This is a genomic window from uncultured Roseivirga sp. (assembly GCF_963973945.1).
Lineage (GTDB): Bacteria > Bacteroidota > Bacteroidia > Cytophagales > Cyclobacteriaceae > Roseivirga.
Genome location: NZ_CAXBBV010000001.1, coordinates 272,317 through 289,159, shown reverse-complemented (window position 1 = coordinate 289,159; position 16,843 = coordinate 272,317). Strand labels below are relative to the sequence as shown.

Below are 16,843 nucleotides of genomic sequence, written 5' to 3'. Positions count from 1 at the left end.
TAAATAAAACAGTCATGAAAAATATTTGTAAAGCCATAACCCTAATTGTTGTATTTTCCGTAGTGGGACTAGTGAGTTGCCAGAATGAGTCATCATTTGCTGATGAAAAGGCTGAGCTAACTGAACGCCTTGAAAAGGCCGAAGCTAATATTGATAAAGCCATTGAGGATTTAGATAAAAGAATGGAAAATGCAGGAGATGAAACAAAAGACAGGTTAGAAGAAATCAGAGAAGATTTAGTAGATGAAAAATCTGCACTTGAAGAAGCCATGGATGATGTTGCAGACGCTACAGAAGAAGCATGGGAAGCCACAAAATCTGCCGTAAGTAAAACTTACGATAAAGTAAGCGAAGGTTTAGAAAATGTAAAATCAAACATCGAAGACCTTTTTGACAACAAATAACCAACACATATTAAACCAAAAAACGATGAAAAAATTTATTGTAACAACATTCATATTAGCGCTATGTTTTACCGTTTCAAATGAGGCAAAGGCGCAAAACTATAATACAGCAGTAGGGCTCCGCTTTGGGGGAACTAGTGGTGTAACTTTCAATAAAGGTAATTTTGAAGGAATCTTAGGTTTTTGGGGTAACGGCTTTAGCGTTACTGGACTACATGAAAAACGTACAACTGCTTTTGAAACTCCAGAATTGAATTGGTTTTATGGCTATGGTGGTCACGTTGCCTTTTTCAATAATGGAAACCCAGGAACGAACTTCGGAAGAGGTGACAGAAGATATGATGACTCTACAGTAGGCTTTGGTATCGATGGCATCATAGGCTTGGAATTCGTGCCGAGTGAAATCCCCTTTGCTTTTAGCATTGGCCTAAAACCTTTCTTAGAAATAGATACTAATGGGAATTTTTATGGCGCACCAGATCCGGCCATAGGAATTAAATACATTATCAATTAATAAGTAGAGTTGATTTTGAAGAAAGAAGGGTTCATCTGAAAAGATGAACCTTTTTTTATGCTCAGCTCATGTTGAAAATAACCACAACAAGAAAGGTGTTATCGTGGATTAATTTCTACAAAGAAGGAACAATAGAATATGAAAATACCGAATGGAGGTCAGAATAAGCATTTTGAAGTTTGGATATGTAATTGTCTTACAGTCAGTAAGATTATAAAATCATAAATAAGTATTCACTAAAAATTTAAAATCATGTTATACTGGTCAATTGTATTTTTTGTGGTGGCAATTATTGCAGCCCTATTCGGATTTAGAGGAATTGCTTCGGTAACATCGAGTATCGCAAAATTTCTATTCTTTATATTCATTGTTCTTTTTGTATTGTCGCTTCTCTATCAAGGTTTTGCTTAGAAAGGGGTTACTAAAAGGAGCAGAAAAAATGAAGCCCTGAGTAAGACTTTACTCAGGGCTTTTTTATAGATATAATGGCCAAAAATAGTTGGTAATCCACTAACTAAATGACTGTAAAATATTGATTGACAGATAATTACTGGCTGTTTTAAAATGACTTATTGAAACGTGTTTCAATAAGTCATTTTTGTATCTATGAATAGTTCAAAAAAAGCGTTGCTGGGCCTGTGGTTTTCTGGCCAGTATAAAATGGGGTTATCAGGCAGGCAAACAACGATATAAATGCAATAACTGTGGCATTCTTTTTACTTCAAGTAATAAGGCGGTTAGCAATTCCAACAGGTTTGTTTGGTTTGAAAAATGGGTTTTAGAGCGTAGGACAATCGAGGAACTATCGTTGTCTAGCGGTTATTCGGCTCGCACATTAAGGCGTTATTTCTATGAATATCTATCCAAACCACCTGTTTTGAGTGTTTATCCTTCCCGACAAGTAAACCTATTGATAGATGGCACTTACTTTAAAGATGGTCTTTGCTTGATACTTTATCGGGACAATACAATTAAGTACACCCAGCTTTATCGGTTGACTGATGGTGAGTGGTTTGAAGAGTTAGCCGAAGATCTTTCTAACTTATTAAAGTTGGGTGTACAGGTTGAAAGTATCACCAGTGATGGCCATAAAGCTTTGCTCAAGGCAATCAAACTGGTTTGTCCTAAAGTACCTACCCAAAGGTGCGTGGTTCATATACAGCGCATGTGTCGGATATGGTTATCCAATAAACCAAAGAGCGATGCTGGTAAAAAATTGAGGCTTATAGTGTCTAAAATTCATCTGATCACATCGTCTCAAGAAAGAGACTATTGGCTTGTTGAGCTAGTTCAATGGTATGAGGTATATAAAGACTTTGTGAATCAAAAGACCATCAATCCTGATACTGGCAGATACTGGTTTACCCACAAAATGGTAAGACGATCATTCATGGTGATCAGGAATGCTTTGCCTGATATGTTCCACTATTTGTACAACCCAAGAATACCTAAATCAACAAATGGGTTGGAATCATTCTTTGGTCATCTAAAAGGACACCTCAATGTGCATAGAGGGCTTTCCTATCAACACAAAAGGCAGTTCATCCAATGGTATTTGTACTTCAAAAATCAGCGCTCAGGTTTTCTTTAGCCATATGACAAGATGAATAAAAAAACCTCCCAAAATAGGGAGGCTATTCTACTTGGTAAACCCTATTGCTGGCAAGTTGCTCCTCAGCAGAGCTCGCTTCCTCTTTAGGTTTACGATGTCAATATAATGCAAATTTCAACGCAAAGTCACCAACTATTTTTGGCCACATTACCTTTTTATAGAGTTTTATAAACTCGGGTTTACACTTTTTTAATTCTGAACCAAGGCGCTACGTAATCGTCTGGAAGGTTCTCTTGCGGAATAGTAATGTGGTTACCATCGCGTTGCGCCCTGTAGTGTGGTGATAAAATCTCAACACCTGCTTCATTAAAACCATCTTGGATGTTTTGGTGTAAATCTGAATAGATTTTAGACATTTTTTGTACCTCTCGTGTCCTTACATTTATTTGGTAGCTCACGTAAAAATCATCTAGGCTAGTTTGGAAAACATATGGTTTAGGTAATTTCTTCACATGCTCTGTTTTTAAGCCAGCATCAATCAGCAGTTGATGTACCTGTCTCCATGGTACATCATAACCAATGGTTACCGTTGTATGTAGAATGAGCCCATCTTCATCGTTTGCCGTGGTGTAGTTTATAGTGTGGCTGGTAAGTAGGTTCGAATTGGGAATGGTAATGATTTCATTCTTAATCGTTTTGATTCGAGTATTGAGTAAAGACTTCTCTTTTACATCACCAACAACATCGCCTATTTTTACACGGTCGCCTAACTTAAATGAACGCATATAGGTAACTACAATCCCTGCAATAACATTAGAGATGGCCGAAGCACCACCTAACGCGACTAAAAGACCAAAGAAAGCTGAAACACCTTTAAAGCTCTCAGTATTACCCATGGGCAAAAGGGGGAAAATACCAATGAGCACCAAGGCTAAAATAATTCCCTTAACAATATTATAGGTTGGTCTTGCCCAATCAGGAAAAAAGCCAGGTACAATCAGCCTTCCATTCTCAATTTCTACCTTAAAGAATTTGATCATTTTAAGGAAGTAACGGGTTACAATAACCGTAACCCCGATAGTTAATAGGTTGGGCAGGTAGCTCAGAAATCCACTGCCTATCTTTTTAAGTGGTGTAAGAATAAGTTGAAACAAAGTGTCGGCAATGCCCTGTGTCCAAGGGAAAAGGCTGAATAGAATTGGTAGAAGTAAATAAACTACTAGAACCAGAATCACAATCCTTAGCCCTTTGGCTGCATAAACTATAATAGATGTAAGTATATCCGACTTGAGAAGTTGATAGTTCTTAATTGTAATGCTCTTTATTCTTTTGCCGTTTTGCGCATGAATTTTAAGATAAACAGCCCTGAAGAATCTATTGTAATACTTAAGGCCATAGAGAAAGGCACCGAGGATTAAAAGGGCAATTAGTATATTGATTATTAGACCTTGCCAGTTAAAAACGGTCTCTTTTGTCAACCCCTCTTTAAGAAGATTGAAATAGTAATTAGTGCTTCGGGTAAGATTGAGTCCTAGCTGTACAGCATCTCTATCCGTTACGCTCATAATAATAGTCCCTTCAACAGTGATATCTTGGGTCGTATTATTTTTCGAAATCTTTAGAGAATCAACAACTTGGGCGTTGTTAGAAAGGAAATCGGCAATTTTCCTGTTGATTTGATCTACCCTTTCTTGAGCAGAAAAGGGGCCTATGCCATGTTGTAAATAAAAAAGAGTATCCTTCGCAATTACAGGAAACCCCGCAGGTTTAACTTGGGTAATACTATCCGTTTCTACCTGAGCTCTAAGCCCCTGAAACGAAAGCATTAAAATAAGAAAGCTGAAAACTATTTTCATGTTGGGACAATGCTACGCATATTCATGATAATAGTTTTCAACTTAGAAAACAATTTTTTAGAGGCTCATCATCTCTTTAAATCGCGCAGCTTGTCTTCGGCTTACTTCAACTTTATCTCCACCACGTAAAACTACCATTAAACCACCGTTAAACCATGATTCTATGCTTTCTACCCAAGTAAGATTAATGATGTGCTTTCTACTTGCGCGGAAGAATGATCTATCGTCTAACCTTTCGTCTAATGCGTTCAATGACTTGTGAATCATTGGTTTAAAGTTGTCGAAATAGATTTTGATGTAGTTTCCATCCGACTCGAACAAACGGATATTTTCTAACTTCACAAACCAACACTTGTCTCCATCTTTTACAAAAACACGATCGTTCGGGCCTAACTTCTTGTCTTCAGTTTCACCAACCTCTTCGGGCTGAACACGCTTGAACAACTTATTCAAAGCATCTTTTAAACGGTCTGGCTCAATTGGCTTCAATAAATAATCGAGAGCATTAAAGTCAAATGCTTTAAGGGCATACTCATCGTAAGCAGTGGTGAAAATAACTTCTGGCACATTGTCCAAGGATTCAAGCAACTCGAAGCCAGTTTTTTCCGGCATCTGAATGTCTAGAAAAAGTAAATCCGGTTTTAACGAATTAATCTTTTCTAAGGCATCCTCAGCATTTACCGCTTCTCCTACAATGTCGATTTCAGGGTATTCCTGAAGCAAATTAGTTAGCTCTTTTCGAGCCAATCTTTCGTCATCTATTATAAGTGCTTTCATAATTTATGGGCTAACTGTTAAATTCCTTGAGGAATTCTAACTTCTGTAATTACAAACTTATCATTTTCATTGTAAATATTGAACCTCGCTTCCGATCCGTAGATCAGTTTTAGTCTTTCTTTGGTATTACTAATACCATAACCACCTTTTTTACCAGGTTTTTTTACGCCATGAACATACTGGCCGCTATTTTTTATCCGTAGGTTTAGTACCGAATTTTCCGTAATACTTTTGATTTCTATAATTCCCCCATCAACCAAATTAGAAACCCCATGTTTAATTGCATTTTCAACTAAGGTTTGAAGCATCATGGGCGGAATCTGAAAATGGTTAGAACGCGGATCGATATTGTATTTGATTTTAAGGCGCTCTTCAAATCGAATGGATTCAAGCGCTAAGTATGCTCTTACTGTATTCAATTCATCGTTAAAATTGATTACTCGTTTTTTGTCCATAATGAGGGAAGTTCTCAAAATATTGGACAGTTGGGTAATTGCAATTTTTGCTTTGGCAGGCTCGTCATCAACTAAAGCCCTTACACTGTTAAGAGCATTAAAAATAAAGTGGGGGTTCAGCTGTGATTTGAGTTGGTTTAATTGCATTTCGTTAATGGCCGCCTCATATTTTAACGATCGATTATTGCTTTCTAAATAATGGTAGAGGAAATAAACTGTGGTCCATATTACATATAAGAATGAAGTAACTAAAAAGTCAAAAGTGAACTGAACAAAGAACTCGCTATTGATTACTCCTTCATTTCTAAAAACCAAATAAGAAAATTGGTATAATAAGCCCGAAAACACTGCCACAATAAGGATGAGCCCTACAACTCTCGATACAATTTTACCCAAGTCAACCTTAAGCCAACCGTACTTAATTATTATGTTTCGAATTATAAAGTGAGAAACAAGAAAGGGAATGAGGCTTTGCATAACCGCCTCAAATTGCTGGGTACGCATTTGTTCGGGTCGCTCACCAAGTGCCGAAATAAAAATAAGGTTAATGATGGCAGGCAAAGCCCAACCAACGATTTGTAACGTCCAATATAACCGTTTCTTCCTCACCCCAAAAAGTAAGAATAAAAGTGCAGTCTACAGTTCATGATTTTATAAAAGGCAGAAAGAATACCTGACTACAAAGATTCACCTTGTTTGTAATTTTTGTTTCGAACAAAGGTTCGGATAATTAACCGTGTTCCTCGATCGTAAGTAAAGTAGTTCCAAACCCAGTTACTAAAAACAACTAGTCTGTTTCTGAATCCAATAATCGATAGTAAGTGAACAAACATCCAAACTAGCCAAGCAAAAAAACCACCGAATGTGAACTTTGGCATATCTACCACGGCTTTGTTTCTACCTACTGTGGCCATCGAACCCTTGTCTATAAAGTCAAAAGGCTTCATGGCCTCGTTTTTAGACAGTCTGACAAGGTTACGGGCCAATAGCTTTCCTTGCTGAATAGCTACTGGAGCTAGCATAGGCTGACCTTTTGGGTATTTTTCTGTTTTCATAAAGGCAATGTCGCCAAGGGCAAACATATTTTCTACTCCTTTAACAGCATTAAAATCATCTACTAGAATACGTCCATGCTCAATTGAGTTCTCTGGAACGCCATCAATAATATTTCCTTTTACGCCAGCAGCCCAAATTACTGTTTTGGCCGGAATTACCGTGCCATCAGAAAGTGTTACCTGTTCCCCATCATAGTTTTTCACAAAAGTGTTTAGCTTCACTTTTACATCAAAGGCATCTAAATATTTAAGCGCTTTTTCACTTGCCTTTTCTGTCATTCCAGCCAAAAGCCTCGGCCCTGCGTCTATTAAATGCAGGTTCATAATATTGAAATCAATATCGGGGTAATCTTTAGGCAGAACGTGCTTCTTTAATTCGCCTAACGCACCAGAAACCTCAACGCCCGTTGGTCCGCCCCCAACCACTACAAAGTTTGTAAGCCTATCTTTTTCGTGAAGATCTCTGGTAAGCACCGTTTGCTCAAAATTCTGAAGCATTTGGCTTCTTAGGTTCAACGCTTGAGGAATTTGCTTTAGGGGAAAGGTAAGATTGAACATTTCCTGATTACCAAAGTAGTTTGTTTTAGACCCATTGGCGATTACCAAATAATCAAAAGCTAAGTCTCCAATGAGCGTGCTTATTTTTTGTTTTTCAGGGTGAATTTTGGTCACCTTGGCCATTCTAAAATAGAAGTCGGGGTAGTTCTTAAACAATTGGCGAAGTGCCCCAGCAATAGAATCTGGCTCTAGGCCGGCTGTAGCCACTTGATAGAGCAGAGGCTGAAAGGTATGATAGTTATTTCGGTCTAATAAAACTACTTGAAAACCGTGGCCTTTTAGTCCTTTGGCCATCTGAATTCCAGCAAAACCACCGCCTATAATTACTACTCTTTTCTTTTGGGTTTTGGGAATGTCGAGGTGGAGATTTTTGAAAGGATCCATATGTTAATAATAGTTAATTAGTGAACGATTAGTCACTCCTATGAGTTCGGTAAATGAGGATAATTTAGAAGAAAGTCGAAAGAATTTGTAATACGGTTCAATGACTAATCGTTATAAACTCGAATAAAGAAATTGCTAGCCGCTGGCTAGAGAAGGTAACGTTAAAATCGTGTTGGTAACTTTGAGTGTTAGGTAAATGCTTAGGTTAAAAGTAGAGACAGAGTAGATTGAGATTTTAATGTTTTTGGTTGAAGATGGTGCTGTTGCGAAAGTGACAGCATCTTTTTTTTGTAGCTACTGTTTTATCAAATTTGTTCCATCATTCGAATAGCTATAAAAACTCATCTATCTTCATTCATGCAATTGCCGAACACCCCCATTCAAGAAATTCATAATTCGCTGTTTGAAAAAAAGGGAATACGGGTACTAGTGAAGCGCGATGACCTCAATCATTCTGTGATTTCAGGTAATAAGTTCAGAAAACTGAAATACAACTTGGAGCAAGCCAAAGCGGAGGGGCATACTACGCTTTTAACATTTGGCGGTGCTTTTTCAAACCATATATATGCGGTGGCGGGTGTAGGCAAAACCTTCGGCTTTAAAACCATTGGCGTTATCAGAGGAGAAGCCCATGAAAAGCTAAACCCCACATTGGCATTTGCCAAATCTCAAGGCATGCATTTGCACTATATGGATAGGGAAACCTATCGAAGAAAAGATGAGAGAGAAGTATTAAAACAGCTCGAAAAGCAGTTTGGTAATTACTACATGTTGCCCGAAGGGGGAACAAATGAGTTGGCCGTAAAGGGTTGTGAGGAGGTTATAACAGAGGTTGATCAAGATTTTGATATAATCACTTGCCCTGTAGGTACTGGAGGAACGCTTTCGGGTTTAATTTCTGGGCTGAATGGACAGAAAAAAGTATTAGGCTTTTCTTCCTTGAAAGGGAATTTTCTTCAAAATGAGGTTGAGCAACTTCTGCTTACTTATAGTACAAGTACATACGCTAATTGGGTAGTTAATTCTGAGTATCATTTTGGGGGTTACGCTAAAGTAAAGCCTGATCTAATTAGCTTTATTCTAGAATTTGAGGATACTTATGATATCCCCTTAGAACCTATATACACTGGCAAAATGTTCTATGGCCTTTTTGATTTGATCGATAAGGATTTCTTTGAAAAGGGAACCACAATTATGGCTTTACATACAGGTGGGCTTCAAGGGAATGCTGGGTTTGATTTTAGAAAAATGAAATGAAAAAAGAAGTAACGTTTTTGGTAGTAGCTATACTCTTGGTTCAGTCATGTGGAGCCAAAAGAGAGCAAGTTACCAGAAAGTTTGAATTGACTGAAGAAGAGCAGGTTATTCTAAAATCAGGGATTGAGCCACTGTTGTATGCAGATATTGAAACGGGAGAACCTCGCTATTTAAGCGATTATCTGTTAGTTAACTCTATTGGTAATTTTGCATTCAACTACTCTTCAACAGACTCTATAGGAGAGTTAACAAGTCGTTTTATATTAGAAAATAAGGATGTGGTTAATGAGTCAATTGTGTTTGACCAAATTCCTAATGTTCAAACCATTGAAAAGAAAAAATTAGATAGCCTTGGAGCAACGGTTGGTAGAAGTAATTTCTGGTCTAATTTTCATGGAAATTGGTTTCCTACAAAGGTTGGGTATATAGAGATATCGAAGCCAACAATTCAAAATGATCGTGCCTTCTTTTATTTCTTTCATATGGAAAACGGTAAATCTGGACGGCTAATGCGCGTTTGGATGGTTAGAAAGAATGAGGGTTGGCAAATTGATAGATTTGAAGTCGTTTTTACTTTCTGAAATTACCCTAGCAGTTCTTCAAAAACATCGGTAAGCCGACTGAAAGGTCTGATTTTGATTTTGTACTTCTTCTGATCTAAGCCTTTCATGTTGTATTTGGAAATGAAAATTTCGGTGAAACCCAATTTTTCTGCTTCCGAAATTCGGTTGTCTATTCTGTTTACGGCCCTCACTTCTCCGCCTAAGCCAACTTCGGCAGCAAAAGCTGTTTTATCCGAGATTGGCGCATCGTGTAAGCCACTTACCAAAGAGGCACAAACGGCTAGGTCAATTGCTGGTTCTTCAATTTTGATTCCGCCTGCTACGTTTAAGAACACATCTTGGCTACTAAGCCTAAAACCACCACGCTTTTCTAATACGGCCAACAACATGTTGAGCCGTTTGGCATCAAAGCCAGTAGAGCTTCTCTGAGGCGTTCCGTAAGAAGATGTGCTTACCAATGACTGAATCTCTATCAATAGCGGTCGGTTGCCTTCTATGGATGCGCCAATGGCTACGCCAGGCGAATCGGCTTCGCGTTGGCTGATTAGAATTTCAGATGGGTTTGAAACTTCACGAAGCCCTGTAGACTGCATTTCGTAAATGCCTAACTCAGAGGTTGAGCCAAAACGGTTTTTCACTGTTCGTAAAATTCGGTAAGCCAAGTGGCGGTCGCCTTCAAACTGAAGCACGGTGTCAACCATATGCTCTAATACTTTAGGGCCAGCCAAACTTCCCTCTTTGGTAATATGGCCCACCAAGAAAACAGGAGTGTTGCTCTCTTTGGCAAATTTGAGTAATTCAGCAGTACATTCCCTCACTTGCGATACGCTTCCTGCTGCCGATTCTATTCTTGGGGTATGAAGTGTTTGAATGGAATCGATAACGAGAATATCGGGTTGAATTTCTCTGATTTGAGTGAAAATGTGTTGTGTAGAAGTTTCTGAAAGAATGAAGCAGTTTTCTGAGGACTGCCCAATTCGCTGTGCACGCATTTTAATTTGCTGCTGACTTTCTTCTCCAGAAACATAAAGTACTTTTAATCGCTTAGAAGAAAGTGCCAGCTGAAGCATTAAGGTAGATTTGCCAATACCTGGTTCACCACCAATAAGTACTAGTGAACCATGTACAATTCCACCTCCTAATACTCGGTTCAACTCCTTGTCATAAGTAACAATTCGCTTTTCGGTATTACTTTCTATTTCGTTAAGTCTGATGGGTTTTGATGTAGTGGTCTTTGAGTTGTTTTCTCTCCAATTAGTAAGTTCTTTTTCTGGCGCACCAACCTGTTCTTCAACATAGGTATTCCATTCGTTACATGAATTACATTTGCCTACCCACTTGGCAGATTGGACTCCACAATTTTGACAAACGTAAACAGATTTAATCTTCGCCATTCTATGGGCAAGTTAAATGGAAAGGGAGGATAAAAAAATAGCGGGTACCTTCTATACCCGCTTTTCAATCGAATTATCAACATCTTTTTTTACTAACTATGAAGAGAGTATATTAAAAATGAATGTCAATTCTCAAATCTAACTGAGTTTTGAGGAAAAAAGATGCGTTTGGAATTAACTTTTTAGTTAAAAAATGTAAAATACATATTATAGTTATATTTAATCTGCATTAGTGCAATTAAATAGCTTCCGATCCGACTTATTGTTTCAATTTATAGTCAGTAAATCAGATTAACTCAGTAAGCTTTCAATGTCGCTCGCTTCTAATTTTTTGATAAAACTCTCTTCGGTGGTAATTAAATCTGAGGCCAGTTTGATTTTGTTTTGTTGCAACGCAAGAATTTTCTCTTCTACTGTATTTCTAGTGATGAATTTATAAGTGAAGACAGTGTTCTTCTGCCCAATTCTATGGGCTCGGTCTACAGCTTGGGCTTCAATTGCTGGGTTCCACCATGGGTCTAACAAAAACACATAATCTGCTCTGGTTAGGTTTAAACCTACACCACCTGCTTTAAGTGAAATCAGAAAAAGTCGGATACTTTCATCTTCTTGAAAACGCTCAACTTGCTCTTGTCTGTTTTTTGTAGCTCCGTCTAAATAAGCGTAGTTCAACTTTTTATTATCGAAGTATTCTCTTACAATGGAAAGGTGCTTTACAAACTGACTAAATATGAGAATTTTATGCCCTTTACTTAAGGCCGACTCTATCATGTAGGTAACATCTTCCAGCTTTCCAGAATCGCCAATGTATTCTGGGTCGGTCATTTTTGGATGATTGGCAATTTGCCTGAGTTGAGTGAGACCTTGGAGTAGAAGTAACTGTGACTTTTTAACGCCAGTTTTCTCTATATTATCTAGAATTTTGTTTCGGTAATACGATTTTACCTCTTCGTATTTTTCTTCCTGTTGGGCAGTCATTGTGCTGTACTTCACATTTTCTACCTTTTCAGGCAAGTCTTTAGCCACTTGCGATTTTTGTCTTCTTAGAATGAAGGGTTTGATAATGACATTTAATCTTTTGGCCTTTTCTTGGTCTTGCTTTTTTTCAATTGGTAATTGAAACTCATCTCTAAAGTAGCTTTCAGTGCCCAATAGCCCTGGGTTTACAAAGCTCATTTGAGACCATAAATCTAAAGTGCTGTTCTCAAGTGGTGTACCTGTAAGAATCAGTCGAAATTTGGATTTTAGCTTGCGTACCGCTTTGGCAATATTGGAAGATGGGTTTTTAATGGCTTGCGACTCGTCAAGAATTACATAGTTGAAATAATAAAGCTTTAGTACATCAATATCTATTCTTGTAATACCATATGAAGTAAGAACTAAATCATACCCTTCAAAACTTGCTACATCTTTGTTTCTTCCAGAGCCTGTGTAAACCAGTACTTTTAAATCTGGGGTAAACTTAGAAGCTTCAATCTCCCAGTTATAAATTAGGGAAGTAGGCATGATTAATAGTGATGCATTCTTCTTACCATTGTCCTTCTCTGACTGAAGCATGGCCAAGGTTTGAACGGTTTTACCCAAACCCATGTCATCTGCCAAACAACCACCAAAGTTGAAGCTTGAAAGGAAGCGCATCCAGTTGTACCCTGCTTTTTGATAGGGTCTTAACTCTCCATTAAAACTGGAAGGGATATTATAATCTTCAATTTCTTCAAAATTTTCAAGCTGCCTTAATTTTCTATCCATACTGACTTGCGCCAGTTGGCCGTTCTGTAAATCTTGAATTAGGGATAGATGATGCTTTTTGAGCTTAGGAGCACCCTCATGATCCATAAAGGCAAAAAGTTCAGCGTAGTTGACAAACCAGGCATCTGGAATCACAGCAATTTCTCCGTTTGGCAGTACAATTTCTCTCTTCTTACCCGAAATGAGTTTTCTTAATTGTTCAAAAGGAATTTCGAAATCACCGAATTTTATAATGGCGTGAATATCAAACCAGTCGATGTTTTCATTCACTTTGATGTCGATATGAGCTTCACCAACAAAATAACGCTTGCTGTCTTTCTCGCTTTGGCGAACAATAATGCCCTCGTTATCAATAAATTCTTTTTTCTCAGCAAGCCACGCGAATCCAGCTCCACGGGTAAGTGTTTGACGTCCATTTTTTAGCGCCAAACCTTTCTCTCCTAATTTTTTAATAATACTTAATTCGGCCTCTACATTTCGTTTTACTTTATGAAAAATGTATTCTTCGCCTTTGCGCTCTAATTTTACAGACGAGGTGGCATTTACATCGTACGGGAATGTGTATGGGCCATATTTAAAGCCAATTTTAAAGAGCAGTTTGGCCAGTTCTGGCTCGCCTTTTCCGCTGTTTCTCCCCGACCCAAAAAGATCTGGTGTTGCTGTTTGTGTGCTTGATAGCTCGGAGAAGGTGATTTCCGGAATTAGGTCATGCCTTTCAGTATTAATGTCAAAGCCCTTGGCATATACATCAAACGAGGCTACCAAGTTGCTAACAAACTTCTCATAGTATGTGGCCTCTACCTTTCTGGGAATTACAACAAATTTCTTGTTAAGAAAAGGCTTTAGCTTAGGTCCGTCTACTCCCTTTTCAAAGCGGAACAGCTGGTCGTTTACAACAAGCCAAGCAGGTTGATTACAGATTAAGAAGGAGCCATTATACTGCCACTCTAGCTTTTCTCCGTTGTGTTTAATGGTAGGAAAGTAATGGGTGTTGTCTTCGTTTCTTCTGAAATGAAAAAGTACACTGGCCTTTTGTTCCATCCAATGGATTTGTCGCCAAGCGGGTTCACCATCTCGGCCCATTTCAAAGATCATTTTACCTTCCATAAGGTCTAAAATTCTGGAACGCCTTACTTCTAGGTAGTGATCAATGGTGTTTTGTAACTCTACATCACCTTTCTCTTTGTCGTAAACTTTAAAAAAGAATTCAGCAGGCTTGATTTTTTTCTTATAGAACTTAAGCGTAATAGCTTCTTGCTGCATTTGGTCCATCAGCTTTATTAGCTCAAAGTCCCGTTCGTCCATTCCAGCACCAAACTCTTTGGCGTTTTTTGATGAAATATTTTGATGCTGTAGGGTTAAGCGCCCTTTGTCATCTAGCTGAACTACAAAGGATTCGAATAGATAGCCTAAGTATTCGTGCTGAAAGAGCGAATAGATTAACTGGAATGGTTTGCCTGTAGATACCTTCATTTCAAAAAAATGCGACCCGCAAATTAATTATTAATTTGAGAAGGACTGGCCGAAAATGAACAAAAAACTACTCTAAAAATTTAACTGGTTGAAAATCAGTTCAGATTTTTGATGGTTTCCACTCGTGACGCGATAATGGCTGGGCGATAGGATATTAAAATTGTAATGAGCACAACGCTGACACCTACCATTACAAAATCCATTAATTCTAGTTTAACAGGGTATGCATTCATTACTGCACTCTGCATTCCCATGCTTACCAAACCGAATTTTTGTTGTAAGAGGCAAAGGGTTAAACCAGATAACAAGCCAATGATTGAACCTACAAGCGAAATTATGCTGCCTTGTTTCAAGAAAATTTGTCGGATAAACTGCGCTGTAGCACCGAAGGAATAAAGTACTGAGATGTCCCTTTTCTTTTCTATGGCTAGCATAGAAAGGGTAAAGAAAATATTGAATGAGGCTATGGCCATAATGAAAGAGAGGGTGATGTAGGCAAATAGCTTTTCAATTTTTATGGCTTTTAACAAACTAGAGTGAAGCTCGTCACTATCTAATACTTTGAATTCACTTCCTAATGAGCTTTCAATTTGCTCCTTTAATTTCTTAATGCTTGCTCCTTCATTGAGGTATAGTTCTACCGAAGTTCTTTTGTTCCCGTAATCCATCAACTCTTTGGCAAAGCTTAAAGGAACAAAAACATAGCTTTCGTTATAGACTGGTTCAATATTAAAGATACCAGCAGGGACTATAGTTTTACGGGTGATTGAGTTATTGGTAATGGGCATTCCGGGCCTAAGCTTTTTAGGGTAAACGATTTGCATTCCATAGGCATTTGCATCAAGCCTAAGACTTAATTCATAGGCCACTCCCGTTCCTAGAATTGCATAGCTAATGTTGTTTTCCGTTAGCTTCATTTTTCCGCGTACCAGAAAAGTATCTAGGCGGTTTACAGTAGCGTAATTACTTTCAACCCCCTTAATTTTAGCCACTACTTGCTGATCCTGAAAAAGAATTAGAGCGTTATCTTCGATTACTTCGGTTACCACATTGATTCCCTCAATCGATTCTATTTTTGAACGTAACTCAGGTGTCATTTCAAAAGATTTACCCACAGCAGCCTGAATGGTTAGGGGAGCATCAAAAGAGTTGTAAACTGAACGAACAAAGTCTTGAAGGCCATTGAAAACGGAAAGCACCACAATTAGGGCAGCCGTGCCTACCGCTACGCCTATCACGGAAATCCACGAAAGTACCTGTATGAAGTTCTTTTTTTTCTTTGAAGCGAAGTAACGCTTTGCTATAAAACTGGAGAGGTTCAAAATCTATTCTTCAGTATCGTTATCAGTATCCGATGGAATATTCAGTTTATTGATGATTTGATCCATTTTCTCAGCCTCTTCAGCGGTGGTGTCGGCATGGAAAGCGATATGGGGAATGATTCGTACTTCTTTACCAATACGTTTACCCAAACTGCCTCTAATTCTACTTTTAGCAGCTTCCAGTTCTTCCATTATCTTTTCGGTAGATTTTACTGGAAAAATGCTGAGATAGATTCTGGCCAAACCCAAATCTGGGCTCATGTTTACGTCAGAAACCGTAACCAACGAGCCAATGAATTTATCTGAATGTTCCTTTTGAAATATTTCGCTTATCTCTTTCTGAATTAGTTTAGAAAATTTAAGCTGTCTTTTACTTTGGGTCATGCTGCAAATATCTTATTAATTTATCTATTTTCCTTCCTGCGCTTTTTTTGGCTTATTTTACCAACTCATTCTAACTGCATTCAAATTGCTTCGATATTTCAGAAAGAACGATCCTTACTTGCTATTGTTTATAGCTGCCTTTTTACTCATTACTAGAGTTGTATTACTTATAATGGGTTTAGATGAAGCGGCTATTCAGAATAGCTCTTATTTACTTGGTACTGCTTTAAATGAAAATGCGGGTGAAGTAATTTCAAACTCTATTTCTGCTGGGCCACTGTATGTCTTTTTCTATGGGCTACTGACTTTGTTATTCAATAACTCCGTATTGGTTTCGGTGGTGGTGTCCACAGTATTAGTTTTTATTCAAGCAGTAATTTTAAACTCAACACTACAGCGAAATGCAGCTTTTGAAGATAATACTTATTTACCGGGCATACTTTACGCTATAATTTTAAGTTCATCTCAAGACTTTTTATACTTGAGCCCAGCGTTGATGGCCAATACGTTTTTACTTTTAGCAACGGATAAAATTCTTATCCACTTAAAGTTTAGAGGGTCGGAAGAGAATATTTTAACTACAGGGTTTTTATTGGGCTTAGGTGCATTGTGCTATGCTCCATATTCTATCTTCCTGATTTTTGCGATTCTTATTTATGTAGTTTATTCGGGTACTTTGGTTAGAAGGTATTTTCTTATGGCCTATGGCTTTGTTTTTAGCTTTCTAATCTTCTGGATATACTACTTAGCCTTTGAGCAAGGAGGTGCTTTTATTGAAAATTACTTTGCACACCTGTTTCAACTCAATGAAATAGACGGTGAAATAATCAATAAAATGCTATTGGTTTTTGGCCTCCCATTATTGCTGAGTGTTTTATCTGGAGCACAAAGCTTTCAAGGGGCAGGGCTCACCAACCATCAAATTCTGATACAGAGGATGATGCTATGGATGCTGATTTTTGCTTTGGTGATTTTAAGGTTAGATAATCAGTTGACCTTATTGTCAGCAGAAACCATTGCCATACCAATTGCATTTTTTACAGCTCAGTTTTTACTGACAAGAGGTAAACGCTGGGTTGCAGAGGTTGTCTTTCTTCTTTTAGTAATATCTTCAATTGCTCTTTTATTTAGCTCCTTATAAAAGGA

15 protein-coding genes are annotated in these 16,843 nt (G+C 38.0%); 7 read left to right on the top strand and 8 right to left on the bottom strand.

The features are described 5' to 3' along the window. Nucleotides 1-14 precede the first annotated feature (14 nt). The 4 genes from AAC026_RS01400 (at nucleotide 15) to AAC026_RS01385 (ending at nucleotide 2,509) form a co-directional block, all read left to right on the top strand. Nucleotides 15-404, top strand: coding sequence for a hypothetical protein (locus tag AAC026_RS01400; protein ID WP_339694407.1), 390 nt, complete (start codon nucleotides 15-17; stop codon nucleotides 402-404). Nucleotides 405-429: 25 nt separating this feature from the next. Then, nucleotides 430-918, top strand: coding sequence for a hypothetical protein (locus tag AAC026_RS01395; protein ID WP_339607396.1), 489 nt, complete (start codon nucleotides 430-432; stop codon nucleotides 916-918). Between the two features lie 252 nt (nucleotides 919-1,170). After that, complete coding sequence (locus tag AAC026_RS01390) at nucleotides 1,171-1,329, top strand: DUF1328 domain-containing protein (protein ID WP_084362715.1); 159 nt, start codon at nucleotides 1,171-1,173, stop codon at nucleotides 1,327-1,329. Between the two features lie 466 nt (nucleotides 1,330-1,795). Continuing rightward, nucleotides 1,796-2,509, top strand: coding sequence for a transposase (locus AAC026_RS01385; RefSeq protein WP_339694405.1), 714 nt, complete (start codon nucleotides 1,796-1,798; stop codon nucleotides 2,507-2,509). A gap of 200 nt (nucleotides 2,510-2,709) precedes the next feature. Here the strand turns inward: AAC026_RS01385 and AAC026_RS01380 are convergent, their stop codons facing one another. From AAC026_RS01380 to AAC026_RS01365, 4 genes are all read right to left on the bottom strand, one after another. Continuing rightward, nucleotides 2,710-4,326, bottom strand: a complete 1,617-nt coding sequence (locus AAC026_RS01380; protein ID WP_339694402.1) for a mechanosensitive ion channel family protein — start codon at nucleotides 4,324-4,326, stop codon at nucleotides 2,710-2,712. Nucleotides 4,327-4,383: 57 nt separating this feature from the next. Continuing rightward, entirely contained in the window at nucleotides 4,384-5,103 is a 720-nt protein-coding gene (locus AAC026_RS01375; RefSeq protein ID WP_339607398.1) for a LytTR family transcriptional regulator DNA-binding domain-containing protein, read from the bottom strand. Nucleotides 5,104-5,120: 17 nt separating this feature from the next. Further along, nucleotides 5,121-6,167, bottom strand: coding sequence for a histidine kinase (locus AAC026_RS01370; protein ID WP_339694399.1), 1,047 nt, complete (start codon nucleotides 6,165-6,167; stop codon nucleotides 5,121-5,123). 68 nt (nucleotides 6,168-6,235) lie between these two features. After that, complete coding sequence (locus AAC026_RS01365) at nucleotides 6,236-7,555, bottom strand: NAD(P)/FAD-dependent oxidoreductase (RefSeq protein WP_339694397.1); 1,320 nt, start codon at nucleotides 7,553-7,555, stop codon at nucleotides 6,236-6,238. Between the two features lie 357 nt (nucleotides 7,556-7,912). Between AAC026_RS01365 and AAC026_RS01360 the strand changes: the two genes are divergently transcribed. Further along, nucleotides 7,913-8,812: a pyridoxal-phosphate dependent enzyme gene (locus AAC026_RS01360; RefSeq protein WP_339694394.1), complete on the top strand. Its 900-nt coding sequence runs from the start codon at nucleotides 7,913-7,915 to the stop codon at nucleotides 8,810-8,812. Then, nucleotides 8,809-9,393, top strand: coding sequence for a hypothetical protein (locus tag AAC026_RS01355; protein ID WP_339694391.1), 585 nt, complete (start codon nucleotides 8,809-8,811; stop codon nucleotides 9,391-9,393). The genes AAC026_RS01360 and AAC026_RS01355 overlap by 4 nt, the downstream gene beginning before the upstream one ends. A gap of 2 nt (nucleotides 9,394-9,395) precedes the next feature. On the opposite strand, the gene radA is transcribed toward AAC026_RS01355, so the two are convergent. From radA to rbfA, 4 genes are all read right to left on the bottom strand, one after another. Next, on the bottom strand, nucleotides 9,396-10,769 hold the full coding sequence (gene radA / locus AAC026_RS01350) for a DNA repair protein RadA (RefSeq protein WP_339694389.1): 1,374 nt from the start codon (nucleotides 10,767-10,769) through the stop codon (nucleotides 9,396-9,398). Nucleotides 10,770-11,060: 291 nt separating this feature from the next. Continuing rightward, nucleotides 11,061-13,991, bottom strand: a complete 2,931-nt coding sequence (locus tag AAC026_RS01345; protein WP_339694387.1) for a DEAD/DEAH box helicase — start codon at nucleotides 13,989-13,991, stop codon at nucleotides 11,061-11,063. 95 nt (nucleotides 13,992-14,086) lie between these two features. Beyond that, a complete protein-coding gene (locus AAC026_RS01340) occupies nucleotides 14,087-15,313 on the bottom strand; it encodes an FtsX-like permease family protein (protein WP_339694384.1) in 1,227 nt (408 codons plus the stop codon). 3 nt (nucleotides 15,314-15,316) lie between these two features. Then, nucleotides 15,317-15,697, bottom strand: a complete 381-nt coding sequence (rbfA, locus tag AAC026_RS01335) for a 30S ribosome-binding factor RbfA (RefSeq protein ID WP_339694381.1) — start codon at nucleotides 15,695-15,697, stop codon at nucleotides 15,317-15,319. 85 nt (nucleotides 15,698-15,782) lie between these two features. Between rbfA and AAC026_RS01330 the strand changes: the two genes are divergently transcribed. Further along, nucleotides 15,783-16,838, top strand: coding sequence for a DUF6427 family protein (locus tag AAC026_RS01330; protein ID WP_339694379.1), 1,056 nt, complete (start codon nucleotides 15,783-15,785; stop codon nucleotides 16,836-16,838). Nucleotides 16,839-16,843: the final 5 nt, after the last annotated feature.